Genomic DNA, 16,872 nt, shown 5'->3' with positions numbered 1-16,872 from the left:
GCGGTTCATCGTTCTCCCTGCAAGCGTTTGTACTGACTAGCGAAGATGTCGGCGAAGTTCTTCTCGTCCTGCCCGGCTTCGACGAGGGGAGCTCGCCACCCCGGGAGCACGGTCTGCGGCTCCGGCCGGACGGCATCGGGGGAATTGCGTTCGGCGAACGGCACGACGTTCTGCCGACTGACCCGGTACTGGACGCGCACGACACGCTCGCCCCAGAGCGCTTTGGCGACCTGGGTCGCATAGGCCACTGCTCGGTGCTCCTCGGAGGTGTAGTCCTCGACCTGGGCCTCGCGGTCGCCGTAGGAACGGAGCTTCTCCGCGAGTCGCTGCTCCCACTTGCCTTCGAAATAGCCGAGTCGCGCCACTTCACGGTGGTCGTCGTTCAGGGCGTCCCATGCGCCTTTCACGGTGCTCGCGAGCTCTTCAGCCTGCACGCCGGCCCGCGGAGGGAAGAGGTTGTACTTGACCATGGACAACTCCACGTCGGTCGCGCTGACCCATCCGGTGGTCTCCTCCCCGTCGTCCGTCTTCACCACGGCGCGAACGTTGAAGTGGTAGTCGCCGTTGATGGGTTCCGGAGCGAATACGCTCCAGGACTGCCCGAACATCGGGATCATGTAGGACGTCAGCGCGTTCCCGGGCACCAACTGCCGCAGCGGCGACGGCGGAAAGATCCAGAGGAACGAGGCCAGGACCTGCCACAGCATGAGCAGGACAGCTCCAGTCGACACGGTTCGGACCACGAGCACCCGCCACTGCGGCCGTCGCACCGTCCCCGCGTTCTTCGACTCCGGGTGCTCCGGGAGCTCTCGGTCATCGCCCAGCATCGTTACCTCTCTCATCGAACACATCCGCACCGCCTCCGTTGCGAGGACGCGACGGGCCTCGGAATCTGTCGCCCGTCGCAGGCCGAAAGGATCCGCGGGGGAGGAACTGCGAGGTTCCTCCCCCGCGACCGGGGTCCCCCGGCGGTCCGGCGATGCACTCTGGGGAAGGGGCTGGCACGCCGTACCGCACGCGGAACGAGTTCTCATGCTTCGAGAACTCCGGCGGCGCAACGGCGAGAACGCCGCTGCATCAATACAGACGAGGGAGCCATCGGATTCTGTCGCGCCTCGGGCTCAGTGCGGTGCAGCCGGAAGATCCTGAGGCCTCCCTGCGACGCGCAGATCCGCCGGATCCCCGATCCATTCCCCTGACACACCACGCCGCGGGCCCTCTCCCTCACAGTCCTGATCCCCGCATGACGCGCAGAGACTCAGGAGATAGGAGCCGGCGGGCTGAGAATGTGACGCGGTTGGGCGCAATTCGTTCCGTTGCGAATTCTCCCCGCCGCCCCGCTTCGGAGCCGAGGCACCTGTTCCGGGCACGGGCATGGTCCCCGCCTCGGGCGCGAGCCGTCGCGGACCGATTCCGCGACGGGGATTCCGCGGGGCCCCTGCGTGGCGGGCTCCTCCTGCGCGGCGAGCGCCGCTGCGCCGGGAGCCCGGCCGGGGAATAATGGAAATCCCAACTTCGCACGGGCTCGACACCCGCGCTGAGGCTGGGCACTCATCATCCCCCCTCCGAAAGAGCGAACATGTCAGACACGCAGCCGAACGGCCAGCAGCCCGCAGACCAGCCTCCGGTTCCCCCGCAGGATCCGGCCACCCCGCAGCCGCAGGACGCCGCAGCACCGCAGACGCCGGCGGCTCCGGCGGCTCCGGCGGCTCCCGCCTACGGCGCCCCCCGCGACCGGGGCTCCCGCCTACGGCGCACCCGCGGCCCCGCAGGCTCCGACCTACACCGCGCCCTACGCCGCGCCAGCCTCCGCCTCGAACGGGATGGCGATCACGAGCATGGTCCTCGGCATCGTCTCGATTCTCGTGGCCTGGCTCATCGCGATCCTCGGCTGGGGAGCGAGCATCACCGCCCTCGTCCTCGGCATCCTCGCCCTGCGCAAGGGACAGTCGAGGGGCATGGCGCTCACCGGCATCATCACCGGCGCCATCGGTATCCTCTGCTCGCTGTCGAGCTCGATCATCGGCGTCATCATCATGACGAGCGTGATGAACAGCTCCTACTGAGCCTTCGTCCCCACGCCCCGAGGAGCCCCCGTCGCGATCCGCGACGGGGGCTCTTCTGCGTTCCACCGCATCCGCCGGAGAGCGAACTCGACCGCGCGGAGCCGGTCACGGGATCGCCGCTCACGCGGTGCACTTCCCTCCAGAAGGATCGCCCACCTCGACTGCGCACCGCCTCGGCGCACATCCACCGCCCGAACGGCGGTGGGCCGCACCCGGGGTTGCGCACGCACGCAAACTTGGTCTAGTGTTTATGACACTCAGTGAGATACTTACTGAGCGTGTATTCCAATTACTGTCAACATCGAGGGGAGCCCGACATGAGCACCGAGAACAAGATTTCGGCCGGCATGGACAAGCTGAAGGGCAAGGCCGAGGAGCTGGTCGGCAAGGCCACCGGCGACGACGAGAAGGTCGCGGAGGGCAAGGCGACCCAGGCCAAGGGCGACCTCAAGCAGACCGCCGAGAAGGCGAAGGACGCCGTCAAGGACGCGTTCGACAACTGAGCGCTTGAGATCCGGTGCCGCGGGCACCGGTGACTCCCACACCGACGTACGAGGAGAACGATCATGGGATTTCTTGGATTTCTGCTGCTGGGCCTGATCGCCGGCGCGATCGCGAAGGCGATCCTGCCCGGGCGGCAGGGCGGCGGCTGGTTCGCGACGCTGCTGCTGGGCGTCGTCGGAGCGCTCCTGGGCGGCTGGCTGGGCAGCTTGCTGTTCAACGCCCCACTGCAGGACTTCTTCTCATTCCAGACCTGGATCCTGGCGATCGTCGGCTCCATCGTGGTGCTGCTGATCTACGGGCTGGTCACCGGCCGCAAGCGCGAGTGACGCGCAGCCACCGAAACTGAGACGAGCGAAGGGAACGACATGACTGCCGAGAACGCCGACACGATCACCCTCCCGAGCCCTCGCGGAGACCGGGCGACCGGCCTCCAGGAGGCGGAGACCGGGTTCATCGCGCCGCGCGCCCTGCGCGACGCGCTCCAGAAGGTACTGGTCGACCTGATCGCACTGCACACCGTCGGGAAGCAGGCCCACTGGAACATCGTCGGGCCGAACTTCCGCGACCTCCACCTCAACCTGGACGAACTGGTGAGCGTGGCACGGGACGGTGCCGACACGGTGGCCGAGCGGATGCGTGCGTTGCACGCGGCCCCTGACGGTCGCCCCAGCGTGATGGCCGGCCAGACCTCGCTCCCCGAGTTCCCGGACGGCGAGATCCTGACGCACGACGCGATCCGGGAGATGGTGCGCGCCACGGAAGCCGCCGTGCGCACCATGCGCGAGGTCCATGACGTCGTCGACGAGGCCGACCCGGCTTCGGCGGACGTGCTCCACGAGTTCATCGTGAAGCTCGAGCAGCAGGCCTGGTTCATGGGTGCGGAACTCCGCACCCCCGGCGGCCGCTGACCCGTCGCCCTCGGCGGGGCCGGGCGCCTGGGCGCCCGGCCCCGCTTCACCCCACCATTCCCCACTCCGCCCTTCGCTGCTGCAGCGGTTCCGTCGGATCCTACGAGCAGCGAACTTTTATACTGGAGACCCGCAATGACGTTGATCGCTCCGGAACGGGCATCGGCAGAATCCCCGCCGCAGGCGGAGGTGTGGACCGAGGTGGAGACCGGCTTCTGGGCCGGGAACCGCCCCGGTGAATTCCTCGGAACCATCGAGGAGCACCGTCAGGGTTTCGCCGCCTTCGACGCGCTCCATCAGCCGCTCGGGGTCTTCACGACGCTCGTGGAAGCCCAGAAGCGCATTGCCCGCCCCGACACCCACTAGACCTTTTCTCATCGGAGGGTGAGATGCCGCAGAACATCATTCGCCACGAGCAGGAGCACCTCTACGCCGAGCCGCCGAAGTCCGAGGCCGGACGCGAACTCGCGTCGGCACTGCTCCGCCTGCGACGCGCGGAGCACGTGCAGGAACTCCGCGCCCTCACCTCCTCGAGCCTGTCCAACCTCGACCTCCGCGCCCTCCGATACCTGGTCCAAGCGCAGCGCGACGAACGCAGCATCGGCGCGAAGGACCTCATCGTCATGCTCGGCACCTCGAGCGCCAACATCACCAACGTCATCGATCGCCTCGTCGGACGCGGATACGTCGAACGGATGAAGCACCCGAGCGACCGGCGCGCCAGCATCCTCGTCCCCACGCCTGCGGCCGTGCAGCAGGTCGAGCTCGCCATCGGCTCGCATCACGCGCGCCTGGTCGAGCAGATCGACGAGCTGGACGACCGAGACGCCGAGATCGCCGCCTCGGTCGTCGCGCGGATCGCCGCGTCCCTCGACGAACTGGCCGAAGAGCAGCGCCGCATCAGCTCCTGAGGCGTTCCTCCGAGCCGCCTGGTCCGCAGTCGGGCGGGAGGACTCGGCCGCCCCCGAGCACCCGGGATCCGGGCGGCTCGCAGCAGCTCCGCAGCATCCTCCCGGCTCGGGCAAAGCGCCGATTCCTAGTCTGGGGTTCCCACCGACGAGAGCACCCGGAGCGCGAGAACGCTCGGGCCGCCGCCGAGAAAGGACCCGCATGGACGCCGCAGACGCCCGTCTCATCACCGACCTGGCAGACCGCATCCGCGCAGCCGGAGCCCCCGACAAGGATCCCGACGCCGAACGGCTGATCTTCGAGCAGATCGGGCGTCAACCGGATTCGCTCTACGTCCTCGTCCAGGCGGTGCTGCTGCAGGAGGAGGCGCTGCGGGGCTCGCAGGCTCGGATCGCCGAGCTGGAACGCGAAGTCGAGTCGCGCGCCGAGTCGGCACCGCGCCGCGGATTCCTCGACAGCCTCTTCGGCGGGGGCGATACGGCGGCGCCTCGCTCGACGTCAGGGTACGCCCAGCAAGCTGCACCGGCTGCGGCCGGGCCCGCCCAGCCGCAGTCCGGCGCCCCCGTCCTGGGCACCCCCGCTGCGACCGGAAGCGGCAGTTTCCTCCGCACCGCCGCGGCCGGAGCAGTCGGCGTCGCCGGCGGCGTGCTGCTCGCATCGGGTATCTCGCACCTGTTCGCGGGCGACGGCGCGCAGGACGCCGCCCAGAGCGAGCCCCAGGCCGATGCCGAGCAGGCCGCGTACGACCAGGGCGCCGCCGACCAGGCCGCTCAGGACGCCGGCGGTTGGGATGCCGGGGGCTGGGACGACGGAGGCGGCTGGGACGTCTGACCGAGCAGAGCGCGCCGTGGGCCTCGCAGCATCCGCTGCGAGGCCCACGGCGCTTCTCCGACCGCATCGCGCCCGAACTTCGCCGGCGGGGCCGCACGGTCCCGGCAGGGATCGATCCGGCGGAAGGCGGCGCTCGCCCGCACCTCGCCACCCGCTTCGCGGGAACAGCCGGTGAACATCCCGGCTGCGCGTTCATCGAGAATTCGCACCCCGTGAAGGATGTATATACAACTCGTTGGTCTCCGCTCAGCAGCCTGGTCCCTGGCGCGGCGCACCGCCGCACCAGCGACGGCGAGCCGTCGCCGAGAGCGAGGAGGCGCGATGCGCAGCAGATGGGGAACGACACTGGCACTCGGAGGGGTGATCCTGCTCGCAGCGGGGACCGCCACGGCGGGGGCCGGCACCGAGGCATGGGCCGCACCGGCGGCCTCGGCGGACGCGTCGGGTCCGATCGCGAGCCTCGAGACCGGCCGGTACACGGGTCCGCAGTCGGTCACGCTGACCGCGGGCCCCGGTGCCGAGATCCGTTACACCCTGGACGGCACCGTGCCCACACGCCAGAGCACCGCCTACTCGGGCCCGATCCGCATCGAGCGCTCCGCGAACCTCACGGCGATCGCGTTCACACCCACGACGGCGAGCGCGCCGACCGTCCGCGGCTATCTGATCAAGACCGCGGAGGAGCCGCTCGCGCAGTTCGCGGTGATGAGCGACATCCACCTTTCGTCGGACTCCCCGCGCTCGTGAAGAAGTGGGAGGGCTACTTCGACACCCTCAAGCGGATCGCGCCGCACCCCGATGCGATCGTGTCGAACGGCGACCAGATCAACGACAACAATCACGACACCGCCGCCGACCACCGGTTCCCGCGCGCCATGCTCGAGCAGAACCTCGCGCGCACCGGCATGACGGACACGAACGTGCTCGTCACCTTCGGCAACCACGACGACTACGTGGACCGCATGGCGGCGCAGTACCCGAAGGACTGGTTCCCGCAGCTCGACGGCAAGGGCTACTACGAGACGAAGATCGGCGGCTTCCCGGCGTTCGTCGTGAACACGGAGTCGTGGACCTCGGCGCAGGCCACCTGGCTGTACGGGCGCCTGAGCACGCTGTCGAAGGATCCCGCGACGCAGGGCCAGCCGATCTTCGTCTTCGGCCACCGCCCGATCCCGAACACCGTGTGGGACGGTGCGCAGACCTCGAACCCGGGGCTCAAGACCAACCTCGACGACTTCCCGCAGGTGGTCTTCTTCTCGGGCCACTCGCACCTGAACATCACCGACGAGCGGTCGATCCATCAGGACACCTTCACCTCGGTCAACGAGGGATCGATGTCCTACGAGGAGATCGACAGCATGTACCAGGCGTTCGGCGCCGGCCTCGCGAAGGAGCACACGATCCCGACCGCGCAGTCCGTGCTGGTCGAGGTCTACGGCGACCGCCTCGAGGTCGACCGGATCAACTACGCCGCCGACGCCGGCCGCACCTACGACGACGCCGGCAAGTGGGGGTTCCAGCAGAACCCGCCGTTCCGCTCGACGGGCACGCTCGCCGGCCCGACCTGGGTCATCGGGCGCGGCGCGACCCCGGCCGAGATCAAGTCGAAGTTCGTCTACACCAAGGCGAACCGCAACGCGTCGGCCCCGAGCTGGGGCGCCGAGCAGCCGACCGTGCGCCAGACCGCGACGGGTCCCGTGCTCCGCCTGCCGCAGGCCGCCGACGACCAGTTCGTGAACGACTACTCCCTCGCCCTGAAGGACGTCGCCGCAGGGACGACCGTGACCCTCGTCGGAGCGAACGACCGGCTCGCCGCGGATTACGTGTTCACGCCTCGTCCGGCCGCACTCGACATCCCGCTCGCGCTGCGCGGCGGAGGCAAGACGAACCAGCCCGTCGCACCGAGCCCGCTCGTCGCGGGCCGCGAGTACGAGGCCACGCTCGTCGCCTACGACTCCTACCGCAACGCGAGCTCGCCGCGCACCTTCCGCTTCGTGGCGGGCGCGCTCGACCGCGCCGCGCTCGACGCCGCGATCCCGAAGGCGCAGGAGCTGATCGGCACCGCCTCCCGGGTGCTCGGCGACGCGACCCCCGCGCAGGCCGCGGACTTCGGTTTCGCGATCGCGGATCCGGCCGCCGCGCGGGACCGCATCTCGCAGCTGACGGCGCAGATCGACGCGGCCGGCGCACCGGCGGGCGCGAACGGCTCCGCCGCCCGCGCGGTCGCGGCACCCGCGACCCAGGACGAGGTCGATGCCGCCGCCGCGCGGATCGTCGAGGGCACCTCGGCGCTGCAGCAGCTCGTCGCGACGGTGGATCGCGCTCCGCTCACCGCGGCGCTCGATGCCGCGAAGCCCGTCGTCGCCCGGGCGAAGGACGACGCCCGGGCGGTCGCGGATCGCCTGCGCGCGGCGCAGCGCGCGGCGGCCGGCGTCTCCGAACGCCTGAACGTGCCGCAGACCGGCATCGACGCGGCAGCGCGCGAGCTCGGCGCGGCGGTCGAGGCGTACCGCGCGGCCGGAACCCCGACGCCGGAGCCCACGCCGAAGCCCACCGAGCAGCCGACCCCGAAGCCCACCGCCGGTCCGAGCACCCCGCCGAGCGCCGGCACGGAAACGGGGGCCTCCCAGGGCGAGGGCGATGGGCTGGCGAAGACGGGCTCCGAGTCGCTGCTCCCCGCGGCCGGCGCAGCGCTCGCCCTGGCCGCCGTCGGCGGCGGCCTGCTGCTCCGCCGGCGCCGAAGCGCCTGACGGCCGTCGGGGCTCGGATCCGTGCGCACGGATCCGAGCCCCGCTACCGTTGAAGCATGAGCGCAGCGCCCGTGACGATCCTGCTGGTCCGGCACGGGCGCACGCCCTGGAACGTCGAGGGCCGGATCCAGGGCCGCACCGACATCGAGCTCGACGAGCAGGGCCGCTTGGACGCGGTGCTCGCCGCGGAACTGGTCCGTCCGCACGCGCCGTCCCGCGTCGTCTCGAGCCCGCTCCGCCGAGCCGCCGTCACCGCGCAGCGGATCGCGGAGGTGCTCGATCTGGCCCCTCCCGCCTTCGACGCCGACCTCACCGAGCAGGGGTTCGGCATCGCGGAGGGAATGCTCTGGCCAGAGTTCGACGAACGATTCCCCGACGGCCACGTGCCCGGGGCGGAATCGAAGCTCGACCTCGTCGCCCGCGCCCACCGCACCCTGCAGCAGCACGCCGCCGCGCTCGATCCCGGCGGCGCTCTGATCGCCGTCAGCCACGGCGCCCTCATCAATGCCGTCGTCAAGCGGGCCTGCCGCCGGGATCTCGCCGATTACCCCGGCGCGGCGGCGAACGGCTCGGTGACGCGCCTCACCTGGAACGCTGCCGAATCGTTCTCCTTCGTGGAGCGGGTCGCCCCGCTGGCCGAGCCGGCCTGACCCGGAGCGGTCCCGCGGCCGGACGTGCCGGAGGCCGGTGCCCGTCGCGATGACGGGCACCGGCCTCCGCTTCGGTTTCCGCGTTACTGCTTGGCGTCGGCCGGCGGCATCAGCACGCCGTCGACCAGGTAGACCACGGCGTTGGCCGTCTGCACTCCACCGCAGATCACGTTGGCGCCGTTGACCTTGAGGCTGTCGCCCGAGCCGGTGACGGTGAGCTCACCGCCCTGCACGGTCTTGTGCGTGCCATCGATCTTCGACGGCTCGATCTGGCCGGGCACCACGTGGTAGGTCAGGATCGAGGTCAGCAGCGCGTCGTCGGTCTTGAGCTTGTCGATGGTCGCCGCATCGATCTTGCCGAAGGCGTCGTCGACCGGGGCGAACACGGTGAACTCGCTCCCGTTGAGCGTGTCGACCAGGTTCACCTTCGAGTTCAGCTTGCCGCTGACCGCGGCGACGAGGGTCTTGAGCATCGGGTTGTTCGAGGCCGCGACCGCGACCGGGTCCTGCGACATGCCCTGGATCGATCCCGCACCCGAGGGCACCTGCTTCGCGTACGCCGCGCAGCCCGGACCGACGAGGTTCGCCGACGGATCCATCTTCGTGCTGCTCGGGCTCGGCGTGCTCTCCTTCGACGGAGACTGCGACGTCTCGGTCTTCGCTCCGCTGTCCGTCGACGCCCCCATGGAACATCCGGTGAGCGTGGCGGCGCTGATCAGCAGCAGTGCGAACGCGGCACCGACGGTCTTCTTCTGAGTGAACATGGCCCCTCCTCGGGTCTCGGGACCGCGATTCTTCGCGGCTTGTGAGGTCGTTCGGAGCGGTCGTCGAAGCGGATGGGAATTCGGCGGAACTTTTTTCGCCGGGCGCCGGCAATCCGATCGGCTCGGCGCTCCGAATACCTCAGCGACTGGAGGAGAACTCATGGACACCGTGCTCATCGGGCTGCTGGGCGGCCTCATCACCGGCATCTCGCCGTGCATCCTTCCCGTGCTGCCCGTCATCTTCCTCACCGCGGGCGCCAAGCCCGCCCTTCCCGGTGAGCGGCCCGAGGTGATCCCGGCGAAACGGGCGAGGCCCTACTGGATCATCGCCGGTCTCGTCGTGAGCTTCTCGGCCGTGACGCTCCTCGGCTCGCTCCTGCTGAGCCTGATCGGTCTGCCGCAGAGCACGATCCGCTGGGCCGGCGTCGCCGTGCTCCTGCTGATCGGCGTCGGCATGCTCTTCCCGGGGTTCGAGCAGCTGCTCGAACGCCCGTTCCAGCGTCTCCCTCGCCGTCGGGTCGGCGAGGGAGGCTCCGGCTTCGGCACCGGGCTGGCGCTCGGCACGGTGTTCGTGCCCTGCGCCGGCCCCGTGCTCGCCGCGATCGTGGTCGCCGGGTCGACGGGGACCGTCGGTCCCGGCACGGTCCTGCTGACCCTCGCCTTCGCGATCGGGGTCGCCGTCCCGCTGCTCGTCTTCGCGCTCGCCGGTCGCAGTGTGGCGCAGCGGATCCGGGGCTTCCGCAAGCGGGAACGCGCCATCAGGATCACCGGCGGTATCGCGCTGATCGCGCTCTCCGTCGGACTCGCCTTCGACCTCCCCCAGGTACTGCAGCGGCTCGTGCCCGACTACACGGCCGGACTGCAGCAGGACCTCGCGGAGAGCGACGCCGGCCGCAGCGCGCTGAATCTCGGCGGGCTCGTGACCGACGAGAACCGAGACCTGGCGAAGTGCGGCAACGACGCTGCCGAACTGCGCGAGTGCGGCACGGCCCCCGCGCTGCGCGGACTCACCGATTGGATCAACACCCCGGGCGGGAAGCCCGTCGACCTCGCCTCCCTGCGCGGCCGAGTCGTGCTGATCGATTTCTGGGCTTACTCCTGCATCAACTGCCAGCGCTCGATCCCGCACGTCGTCGCCTGGGATCGCGCGTATCGCGACGCCGGCCTGACCGTGATCGGCGTGCATTCGCCCGAGTACGCGTTCGAGAAGGATCCGGCGAACGTCGCGGCGGGCGCGAAGGGGTTCGGGATCGAGTACCCCGTCGCGCTGGACAACTCGCTCGCGACCTGGACCGCGTATCGCAATCGGTACTGGCCGGCGCACTACCTGATCGACGCGAGCGGCACGGTCCGCCACATCTCCTTCGGAGAGGGCGACTACGCGACGACCGAGCGGATGATCCGGGAACTGCTGCGCGACGCCGATCCGAACGCCTCGTTGCCGAAGGCGACCGAGGTGGCCGACCGCACGCCGAAGACGGGGAGCACGACGCCGGAGACGTTCCTCGGCTCGTCGAAGGATCGGAACTTCGGCGGCTCCGGCGACTACGCGCAGGGAACCACGGCCTTCGCGCTCCCCGCGACACAGGATCGGGACACCTTCGCCCTCGACGGCCGCTGGACCGTGGAGACGCAGTTCGCGACTCCGGCCGACGCCGCCGGCGGCGTCGTCCGCCTCGACTTCCACGCCAGGGAGGTGCGGGTCGTCCTCTCGGGCGAGGGCACCTTGACCGCGGCCCTGCCCGACGGCTCGACGCGGCGCATCGCGGTCAGCGGGACCCCGCGGTCATATCGCCTGATCGACACGCCGCAGAACACCTCCGGCGCGCTGCGGCTCAGCGTGCCCCGCGGCGTCCAGGTGTACTCCTTCACCTTCGGATGATCGACGCGGCTTCGGTGACGAGCGGGGGTGAATAGGGCATGCTGGGTGAGATGGTGATCGACGGAGTCGAAGTTCCGGAGGACGGCGAGCGCGCCGATCCTGCCGACGACGCCCTCGCACGCGCCGGCACCGGGGACCGCGCCGCCTTCGCGGAGTTCTACGATCTGCTCGCGGCACGCGCCTACGGCCTGATCCTGCGGGTCCTCGTCGATCGTTCGCAGAGCGAAGAGGTGCTGCAGGAGGTGTTCCTCGAGGCCTGGCAGACGGCCGCGGGGTTCGACCCCGACCGCGGCCGGGCCCGCGCGTGGATCCTCACCATCGCCCACCGCCGCGCGGTCGACCGGGTGCGGTCCGTGCAGGCGGCGCGCCGGCGGGATCTGCTCGTGGGCGCACGCGAGAGCGCCGAGCCGTCCGCGAGCGTGGCCGAGGACGTCGAGCTGCGGATCGACGGTGCCCGCGCCGTGCACGGCCTCGAGGCGCTTCCCGAGCACCAGCGCCGGGCGCTCGTGCTCGCCTACTTCGGCGGGTACAGCCAGCGCGAGATCGCGGCGATCGTCGGGGCGCCCCTCGGCACCGTGAAGACCAGGATCAGGGACGGGCTCTCCCGGCTCAGGAGCGAATTGGAGGCAGCGCGATGACCGAGCAGGAGTTCCGCGAGCTCTCCGCCGCGCACGCGCTCGACGCGCTGACACCCGAAGAGGAGCTGGCCTTCGCGAACGCGCTGGAGGCGCACCCCGAGTGGGGAGCGATCCTCGATGCCGACCGCGAGGCCGCGGCCGGCATCGGCGCCGGGGTCCCGGAGGTCGTGCCGCCCGCTCCGGTGCGGGCCGCGATCCTCGACGCCATCGCGGGGCTGCCCCAGGCGGCGCCCGGAACCCCGTCGGTTCCGCCGCCTCCGGCGGCGCCCGCCCCGCCGGCTGCTCCGGCGGCCGCTCCGGCGGCCGGCGCCCCCGGCGGGAACGCAGCGGAGCCCGGATCCGCCTCGCGGCGCGCACGCGGGCGGGCCGGCTGGTTCGCCCTCGCGGCATCGATCGTCGTCCTGCTGGGTCTCGGGCTCTCGCCCTGGGCGCGCGAGAGCCTGTTCCCGCAGGACCCGGTCGCCACGGCGCTCGAACGCGTCGAAGCGGCCCCCGACGCGCGCAGCGCGACGGGCACGACCGACACCGCGGCGCGCGGCACCCTGCACTGGTCGGACGCGGAGCGCCGGGCGGTGTTCGTGCTGGACGACCTGCCGAAGGCGGCTTCCGGACACGACTACGAGCTGTGGATCGTTCGGGGAGAACGACCCATCTCGCTCGGGGTCGTGCGGCCCGACGGCTCGCGCGCGGCGGTGATCGCGAAGGGCTTCCACCCCGGCGACACGCTGGCAGTGACCGTCGAGGAACGTGGCGGCTCCCCGACGGGAGCCCCCACGACCGCGCCGATCCTGGCGATCAGTTCGGCCTGAGCCCGCGGACGCCCGAGGGCGGATCCGCTACGCCGAGGCCGTGCTTGCGGATCCCGTGCACGAAGGACGGGTCCTCGACGCCCCGGTAGGCGTTCTCGACTTTCGCCTGCGCGCGCTTCGATTCGGTCGAGCCGTCGAGGATCGGATGGTCGAGGGTGCTCCACCCGTAGTGCGGGTCGTGCACCGTTCCCTGCCCGGTGCCGGCGTCGTGCCGAGTCGCGGCGTGCGGCCGGTCCCGCTTCTTCTGCTTCATCGCACTCACCTCACACGCGGACGCGACTCGGCCGGTCGCGACCGGTTGCTCTCAGGATACGTCCGGATCCGCACGACGGCGCAGGATTCACAGCACTCGATCTTGGCAAATGAGGCACGACTCACTAACATCTGATGAAGGACGCCGGCGTCGGGATCGCTTCGGCGAGCCCGAGGGACGCCCACGCGGCGCACCGCCGCATCCGCTCCGACATCTCCGTGCCGGTGCACCACAAGACCCACCCTCACGAGAGATCCACGCTCCATGCTCGGCACCTTCCTCATCGGCCTCCGCGAAGGCCTCGAAGCCGCACTCATCGTCGGAATCCTGATCGCGTACGCGCGCAAGCTCGATCGCACGGACGTCGTCGTCCGGATCTGGCTCGGCGTCGGCGTCGCCATCGGCGTCTCGCTCGCCGTCGGCGCGATCCTCACCTTCGGCGCCTACGGCCTCTCGTTCCAGGCCCAGGAAGTCATCGGCGGCAGCCTCTCGCTCCTCGCCGTCGTGATGGTCACCTGGATGATCATGTGGATGGCGCGCGCATCGCGCAGCATGAGCGGCGAGCTCCGCGGCCGCCTGGACGCGGTCATCGGCGGCACCGGCTGGGGCATCGTCGCCGTCGCGCTGCTCTCGGTCGGCCGCGAGGGCATCGAGACCGCCCTCTTCATCTGGGCCACCACCCGGGCCACCGGCACCGGGGCCCTGCTCGGATTCCTCGCCGCGATCGCCGGGATCCTCCTCGCCGCCGTGCTCGGCTGGGCCATCTCGCGCGGCCTGCTCCGCATCGGGCTCAGCCGCTTCTTCCGCTGGAGCGGCGCGATCCTCGTGGTGTTCACCGCGGGCGTCCTCGCCTACGCGATCCACGACCTGCAGGAGGCCGCGGTGCTGCCCGGCCCCTTCGCCCCCGTTCCCCCGGAGCCGGCGCCTTCGTCGCATCCTGGTACGGGGAATCCGCCTGGGCGTTCCAGCTCTCGCACGTGATCGCCCCCGATGGCTGGCTCGGCGTGATCCTCAAGGGCACGCTCGGGTTCTCGCCCGACATGACGAAGCTCGAGGTGCTGGTCTGGGCGCTCTACCTGGTCCCGACCCTCACCTGGTTCCTGCTGCGCACCCGCCCGCAGCCCGCGACCGGCCCGAAGCCCGGACCCGCGCCGGTCGCCCCCGCGGAACCGGCCGCCGCCCCCGCACTCCCCTAGCGGCATCGCAGTCGCCCGGTGCCCCTCGGCATCGGCGCATCGCGCGACCCCGCACCCCGATCCCTCCCACAGAACAGGACCCCCGATGACCCTCCGCCTCGCCCGACGCACCACTGCTCCGCTCGCACTCGGGACGGCGGGCATCGCCGTCGCAGCGCTGCTCACCGGTTGCGTGCCGAACGCCGGGACCGCGGGCGGGGCCACGACCGTGCTCGACGTCACCGCAGCCTCCGACGCCTGCACCGTGTCCAAGGCCGAGGCTCCGAGCGGCCCCGTGACCTTCCGCGTGAAGAACACGGGCGACAAGGTCACCGAGTTCTACCTGCTCGGCGAGAACAAGCTCTCCATCGTCGGCGAGGTCGAGAACATCGCGCCGAACAGCACCCGCGATCTGACCGTCGTCGCCGACCCCGGCAGCTACTTCACCGCGTGCAAGCCGGGCATGGTCGGCGCGAACGTCGGACAGGCCGCCTTCACGGTCACCGGCACGGCCACCGCGCTCTCGGGCGACGACCAGAAGGCGGCGGACGCCGCGGTCGCCTCCTACGTGGGCTACGTCAAGGCCCAGGCCAGCGAGCTGCTGCCCAGCGTCCAGAAGTTCGTCGACGCCTACGAGGCCGGCAAGGACGACGAAGCGCGCAGGCTGTTCCCGCTGGCCCGTGTGAGCTACGAGCGCATCGAGCCCACCGCATCGCAGTTCGGCGACCTCGATCCGGCGATCGACTACCGCAAGCCCGGCGCAGAGGCCGAGGGGATCCCCTTCACCGGTTTCCACCGCATCGAGATGGACCTGTGGCTCGACCAGGCCAAGAAGCAGTACCCGAACGAACAGCTCGCGCCGCTGGATCAGGCCGGCCGCAAGCAGGTCGGCGACAAGCTCGTCGCCGACGTGACGAAGCTGCACGACCTCGTGAACTCCAAGGACTTCACGCTCACCCTCGCCGACATCACCAACGGCGCCGTGAGCCTGCTCGACGAGGTCGCCGCCCCCGACGGCAAGCTGACCGGCGAGGAGAACGAGTTCGCGCACACCGACCTGTACGACTTCACCGCGAACGTCGAGGGCGCGCAGGTCGCGTTCGAGACGGTCAAGAAGATCGCAGAGTCCAAGGGCCCCGAGGGCAAGAAGCTCGTCGCCGAGCTCGATCGCCAGTTCGCCGGCATGCTCGACCTGCTCGCCCAGTACGGCTCGTTCGAGAAGGGCTTCGTCGACTACTCGACGGTCGATCAGAACGCCCGCAACGAGCTCGGCGCCCAGCTCAACGCCCTGAGCGAGCCGCTCTCGAAGCTCACGCACACCGTTCTCGGCCTTCCCGCGTCCAAGTAGTCGGTAGTCTGTCGACGATGTCCGACCCCACACGCCCCGAGCTGCCGCAGGAGCCGCACCCGCACGTGGACGCGGACCCGCAGGCTCCCGGGGAGTCCGCGCCTCGGCCGTCCCGCCGTGCCCTGTTCGGCATGCTCGGCGGGGGCGCGGTCGGTCTCGCCGTCGGTGCCGCCGGGGGCGCGGCGGCGAACAGCGCGCTCGCGGCCGCCGGACCGCTCGGCTCCGGTTCCGCCGGCGCGGCGCGCGGCGTCGTGCCGTTCGAGGGCGCGCACCAGGCGGGGATCGTCACTCCGGCACAGGACCGGCTGCACTTCGCCTCGTTCGAGCTGTTGCACAGTTCCGGCCGCGACGAGCTCATCTCGCTGCTGCGCGACTGGACCACCGCCGCGCGCGAGCTGACCGCCGGGCGCGACATCGGCTCGGGCGCCGTCGACGGGCCGCCGCTCGCCCCGCCCGACGACACCGGCGAGGCGCAGGGGCTCAGCGCGTCGAACCTCACGCTCACCTTCGGGCTCGGCCGAGAGCTGTTCGCGGATCGCTCGCTGCGCGGCGGCGGCACCGAGGCCGACCCGTTCGGGCTGCGCGAGCGGATGCCGAGGTCGTTCGCGCCGCTCCCCTCGTTCGCCTTCGACCTGCTCGACCCCGCCGCGACCGGCGGTGACCTGTGCGTGCAGGCCTGCGCGGACGATCCCCAGGTGGCGGTGCACGCGATCCGCAATCTCAGCCGCATCGCGATGGGCCGGGCGCGCATCGTCTGGAGCCAGCTCGGCTTCGGGCGCACCTCGTCCACCTCGCAGTCGCAGGAGACGCCGCGGAACCTCTTCGGGTTCAAGGACGGCACCGCCAACGTGAAGGCGGAGGAGGCGAAGGCGCTCGACCAGCACGTCTGGGTGTCCGACGGTCCCGAGTGGATCCGCGGCGGCAGCTACCTGGTCGCACGCAAGATCGCCATGACCATCGAGTCGTGGGACCGCACCACGCTGCAGGAGCAGGAGCGGGTGATCGGGCGCACCAAGGGCGAGGGCGGGCCGCTCTCGGGCGGAGGCGAGTTCACCGAACCCGATTTCGCGCGCACGCGCACCTCCGGCGGCCCGGCCATCGACATCGCGGCGCACGTGCGCCTCGCGCACCCGACCCAGAACCACGGGATCCGCCTGCTGCGCCGCGGCTACAACTACGTCGACGGCAACAACCCGCTCGGACAGCTCGGGGCCGGTCTCTTCTTCATCTCGTACCAGAGCGACCCCTCGGCGTTCGTCACGGTGCAGCGCGCGCTCAAGACCGACGCGCTGAACGAGTACATCCGCCACGTCGGCTCCGGCCTCTGGGCGGTGCCCCGCGGGGTGGCCGCCGGCGAGTTCGTCGGCCAGGCCCTCTTCGACTGA

General features: G+C 70.9%; 20 protein-coding genes. 17 read left to right on the top strand and 3 right to left on the bottom strand.

Annotated features, from left to right (window positions below):
• Window positions 1–5: 5 nt before the first annotated feature.
• Window positions 6–842: a DUF5819 family protein gene (locus AB3K78_RS16330; protein WP_416445002.1), complete on the bottom strand. Its 837-nt coding sequence runs from the start codon at window positions 840–842 to the stop codon at window positions 6–8.
• Between the two features lie 981 nt (window positions 843–1,823).
• Here AB3K78_RS16330 and AB3K78_RS16325 point away from each other — a divergent pair.
• The 10 genes from AB3K78_RS16325 to AB3K78_RS16280 all read left to right on the top strand — a co-directional run bounded on the left by AB3K78_RS16325 (window position 1,824) and on the right by AB3K78_RS16280 (window position 8,618).
• A complete protein-coding gene (locus tag AB3K78_RS16325; RefSeq protein ID WP_416445000.1) occupies window positions 1,824–2,066 on the top strand; it encodes a hypothetical protein in 243 nt (80 codons plus the stop codon).
• Window positions 2,067–2,383: 317 nt separating this feature from the next.
• Window positions 2,384–2,569, top strand: coding sequence for a CsbD family protein (locus AB3K78_RS16320; protein ID WP_416444998.1), 186 nt, complete (start codon window positions 2,384–2,386; stop codon window positions 2,567–2,569).
• 63 nt (window positions 2,570–2,632) lie between these two features.
• Window positions 2,633–2,896 carry a GlsB/YeaQ/YmgE family stress response membrane protein gene (locus AB3K78_RS16315; protein ID WP_099723347.1) on the top strand — a complete coding sequence of 88 codons (264 nt, stop codon included), beginning with the start codon at window positions 2,633–2,635 and terminating at the stop codon, window positions 2,894–2,896.
• 39 nt (window positions 2,897–2,935) lie between these two features.
• Window positions 2,936–3,478, top strand: coding sequence for a Dps family protein (locus AB3K78_RS16310; protein ID WP_416444996.1), 543 nt, complete (start codon window positions 2,936–2,938; stop codon window positions 3,476–3,478).
• 135 nt (window positions 3,479–3,613) lie between these two features.
• The gene (locus AB3K78_RS16305) at window positions 3,614–3,844 is read left to right on the top strand and encodes a hypothetical protein (RefSeq protein ID WP_416444994.1); all 231 of its coding nucleotides are present in this window, start codon (window positions 3,614–3,616) and stop codon (window positions 3,842–3,844) included.
• 23 nt (window positions 3,845–3,867) lie between these two features.
• On the top strand, window positions 3,868–4,389 hold the full coding sequence (locus tag AB3K78_RS16300) for a MarR family winged helix-turn-helix transcriptional regulator (protein WP_416444992.1): 522 nt from the start codon (window positions 3,868–3,870) through the stop codon (window positions 4,387–4,389).
• A gap of 199 nt (window positions 4,390–4,588) precedes the next feature.
• Window positions 4,589–5,218: a DUF2076 domain-containing protein gene (locus AB3K78_RS16295; RefSeq protein WP_416444990.1), complete on the top strand. Its 630-nt coding sequence runs from the start codon at window positions 4,589–4,591 to the stop codon at window positions 5,216–5,218.
• Between the two features lie 321 nt (window positions 5,219–5,539).
• Window positions 5,540–5,965: a chitobiase/beta-hexosaminidase C-terminal domain-containing protein gene (locus tag AB3K78_RS16290; RefSeq protein ID WP_416444988.1), complete on the top strand. Its 426-nt coding sequence runs from the start codon at window positions 5,540–5,542 to the stop codon at window positions 5,963–5,965.
• Window positions 5,962–7,968 (top strand): metallophosphoesterase family protein, encoded by a 2,007-nt coding sequence (locus AB3K78_RS16285; protein ID WP_416444986.1) that lies wholly within the window; start codon window positions 5,962–5,964, stop codon window positions 7,966–7,968. Before AB3K78_RS16290 ends, AB3K78_RS16285 begins: the two co-directional genes overlap by 4 nt.
• Before the next feature lie 56 nt (window positions 7,969–8,024).
• Window positions 8,025–8,618, top strand: coding sequence for a histidine phosphatase family protein (locus AB3K78_RS16280; RefSeq protein WP_416444984.1), 594 nt, complete (start codon window positions 8,025–8,027; stop codon window positions 8,616–8,618).
• Between the two features lie 83 nt (window positions 8,619–8,701).
• On the opposite strand, the gene AB3K78_RS16275 is transcribed toward AB3K78_RS16280, so the two are convergent.
• Complete coding sequence (locus tag AB3K78_RS16275; RefSeq protein WP_416444982.1) at window positions 8,702–9,382, bottom strand: fasciclin domain-containing protein; 681 nt, start codon at window positions 9,380–9,382, stop codon at window positions 8,702–8,704.
• A 160-nt stretch (window positions 9,383–9,542) separates the two neighbouring features.
• On the opposite strand from AB3K78_RS16275, the gene AB3K78_RS16270 reads away from it, so the two are divergent.
• The 3 genes from AB3K78_RS16270 to AB3K78_RS16260 are packed head-to-tail and all read left to right on the top strand — an operon-like array spanning window position 9,543 to window position 12,711.
• On the top strand, window positions 9,543–11,264 hold the full coding sequence (locus AB3K78_RS16270; protein ID WP_416444980.1) for a cytochrome c biogenesis protein DipZ: 1,722 nt from the start codon (window positions 9,543–9,545) through the stop codon (window positions 11,262–11,264).
• 50 nt (window positions 11,265–11,314) lie between these two features.
• Window positions 11,315–11,902 carry an ECF RNA polymerase sigma factor SigK gene (gene sigK / locus AB3K78_RS16265; protein WP_416444978.1) on the top strand — a complete coding sequence of 196 codons (588 nt, stop codon included), beginning with the start codon at window positions 11,315–11,317 and terminating at the stop codon, window positions 11,900–11,902.
• Window positions 11,899–12,711, top strand: coding sequence for an anti-sigma factor domain-containing protein (locus tag AB3K78_RS16260; protein WP_416444976.1), 813 nt, complete (start codon window positions 11,899–11,901; stop codon window positions 12,709–12,711). The genes sigK and AB3K78_RS16260 overlap by 4 nt, the downstream gene beginning before the upstream one ends.
• Here the strand turns inward: AB3K78_RS16260 and AB3K78_RS16255 are convergent.
• A complete protein-coding gene (locus AB3K78_RS16255; protein WP_416444974.1) occupies window positions 12,698–12,964 on the bottom strand; it encodes a hypothetical protein in 267 nt (88 codons plus the stop codon). The two genes, AB3K78_RS16260 and AB3K78_RS16255, sit on opposite strands and share 14 nt — an antisense overlap.
• 264 nt (window positions 12,965–13,228) lie before the next feature.
• Here AB3K78_RS16255 and efeU point away from each other — a divergent pair, with 264 nt between their 5' ends.
• The 4 genes from efeU to efeB all read left to right on the top strand — a co-directional run bounded on the left by efeU (window position 13,229) and on the right by efeB (window position 16,872).
• Entirely contained in the window at window positions 13,229–13,945 is a 717-nt protein-coding gene (efeU, locus tag AB3K78_RS16250; RefSeq protein WP_416444972.1) for an iron uptake transporter permease EfeU, read from the top strand.
• Window positions 13,942–14,160 (top strand): hypothetical protein, encoded by a 219-nt coding sequence (locus tag AB3K78_RS16245; RefSeq protein WP_416444970.1) that lies wholly within the window; start codon window positions 13,942–13,944, stop codon window positions 14,158–14,160. The genes efeU and AB3K78_RS16245 overlap by 4 nt, the downstream gene beginning before the upstream one ends.
• Window positions 14,161–14,245: 85 nt before the next feature.
• Window positions 14,246–15,487 carry an iron uptake system protein EfeO gene (gene efeO / locus AB3K78_RS16240; protein WP_416444968.1) on the top strand — a complete coding sequence of 414 codons (1,242 nt, stop codon included), beginning with the start codon at window positions 14,246–14,248 and terminating at the stop codon, window positions 15,485–15,487.
• 17 nt (window positions 15,488–15,504) lie between these two features.
• The gene (gene efeB, locus AB3K78_RS16235; RefSeq protein ID WP_416444966.1) at window positions 15,505–16,872 is read left to right on the top strand and encodes an iron uptake transporter deferrochelatase/peroxidase subunit; all 1,368 of its coding nucleotides are present in this window, start codon (window positions 15,505–15,507) and stop codon (window positions 16,870–16,872) included.

It is taken from the genome of Leucobacter sp. HNU, from assembly GCF_047946755.1.
In the GTDB taxonomy this organism is placed as follows: Bacteria; Actinomycetota; Actinomycetes; order Actinomycetales; family Microbacteriaceae; genus Leucobacter.
The sequence above is the reverse complement of the archived record's forward strand: the minus strand, read 5'-3'. Positions and strand labels throughout refer to the sequence as shown.

What these genes read in the sequence shown, in the direction of transcription:
- AB3K78_RS16330 (WP_416445002.1), bottom strand. Translation starts at nt 842, where the DNA reads ATGAGAGAGGTAACGATGCTGGGCGATGACCGAGAGCTCCCGGAGCAC.
- AB3K78_RS16325 (WP_416445000.1), top strand. Translation starts at nt 1,824, where the DNA reads ATGGCGATCACGAGCATGGTCCTCGGCATCGTCTCGATTCTCGTGGCC.
- AB3K78_RS16320 (WP_416444998.1), top strand. Translation starts at nt 2,384, where the DNA reads ATGAGCACCGAGAACAAGATTTCGGCCGGCATGGACAAGCTGAAGGGC.
- AB3K78_RS16315 (WP_099723347.1), top strand. Translation starts at nt 2,633, where the DNA reads ATGGGATTTCTTGGATTTCTGCTGCTGGGCCTGATCGCCGGCGCGATC.
- AB3K78_RS16310 (WP_416444996.1), top strand. Translation starts at nt 2,936, where the DNA reads ATGACTGCCGAGAACGCCGACACGATCACCCTCCCGAGCCCTCGCGGA.
- AB3K78_RS16305 (WP_416444994.1), top strand. Translation starts at nt 3,614, where the DNA reads ATGACGTTGATCGCTCCGGAACGGGCATCGGCAGAATCCCCGCCGCAG.
- AB3K78_RS16300 (WP_416444992.1), top strand. Translation starts at nt 3,868, where the DNA reads ATGCCGCAGAACATCATTCGCCACGAGCAGGAGCACCTCTACGCCGAG.
- AB3K78_RS16295 (WP_416444990.1), top strand. Translation starts at nt 4,589, where the DNA reads ATGGACGCCGCAGACGCCCGTCTCATCACCGACCTGGCAGACCGCATC.
- AB3K78_RS16290 (WP_416444988.1), top strand. Translation starts at nt 5,540, where the DNA reads ATGCGCAGCAGATGGGGAACGACACTGGCACTCGGAGGGGTGATCCTG.
- AB3K78_RS16280 (WP_416444984.1), top strand. Translation starts at nt 8,025, where the DNA reads ATGAGCGCAGCGCCCGTGACGATCCTGCTGGTCCGGCACGGGCGCACG.
- AB3K78_RS16275 (WP_416444982.1), bottom strand. Translation starts at nt 9,382, where the DNA reads ATGTTCACTCAGAAGAAGACCGTCGGTGCCGCGTTCGCACTGCTGCTG.
- AB3K78_RS16270 (WP_416444980.1), top strand. Translation starts at nt 9,543, where the DNA reads ATGGACACCGTGCTCATCGGGCTGCTGGGCGGCCTCATCACCGGCATC.
- sigK (WP_416444978.1), top strand. Translation starts at nt 11,315, where the DNA reads ATGGTGATCGACGGAGTCGAAGTTCCGGAGGACGGCGAGCGCGCCGAT.
- AB3K78_RS16260 (WP_416444976.1), top strand. Translation starts at nt 11,899, where the DNA reads ATGACCGAGCAGGAGTTCCGCGAGCTCTCCGCCGCGCACGCGCTCGAC.
- AB3K78_RS16255 (WP_416444974.1), bottom strand. Translation starts at nt 12,964, where the DNA reads ATGAAGCAGAAGAAGCGGGACCGGCCGCACGCCGCGACTCGGCACGAC.
- efeU (WP_416444972.1), top strand. Translation starts at nt 13,229, where the DNA reads ATGCTCGGCACCTTCCTCATCGGCCTCCGCGAAGGCCTCGAAGCCGCA.
- efeO (WP_416444968.1), top strand. Translation starts at nt 14,246, where the DNA reads ATGACCCTCCGCCTCGCCCGACGCACCACTGCTCCGCTCGCACTCGGG.
- efeB (WP_416444966.1), top strand. Translation starts at nt 15,505, where the DNA reads ATGTCCGACCCCACACGCCCCGAGCTGCCGCAGGAGCCGCACCCGCAC.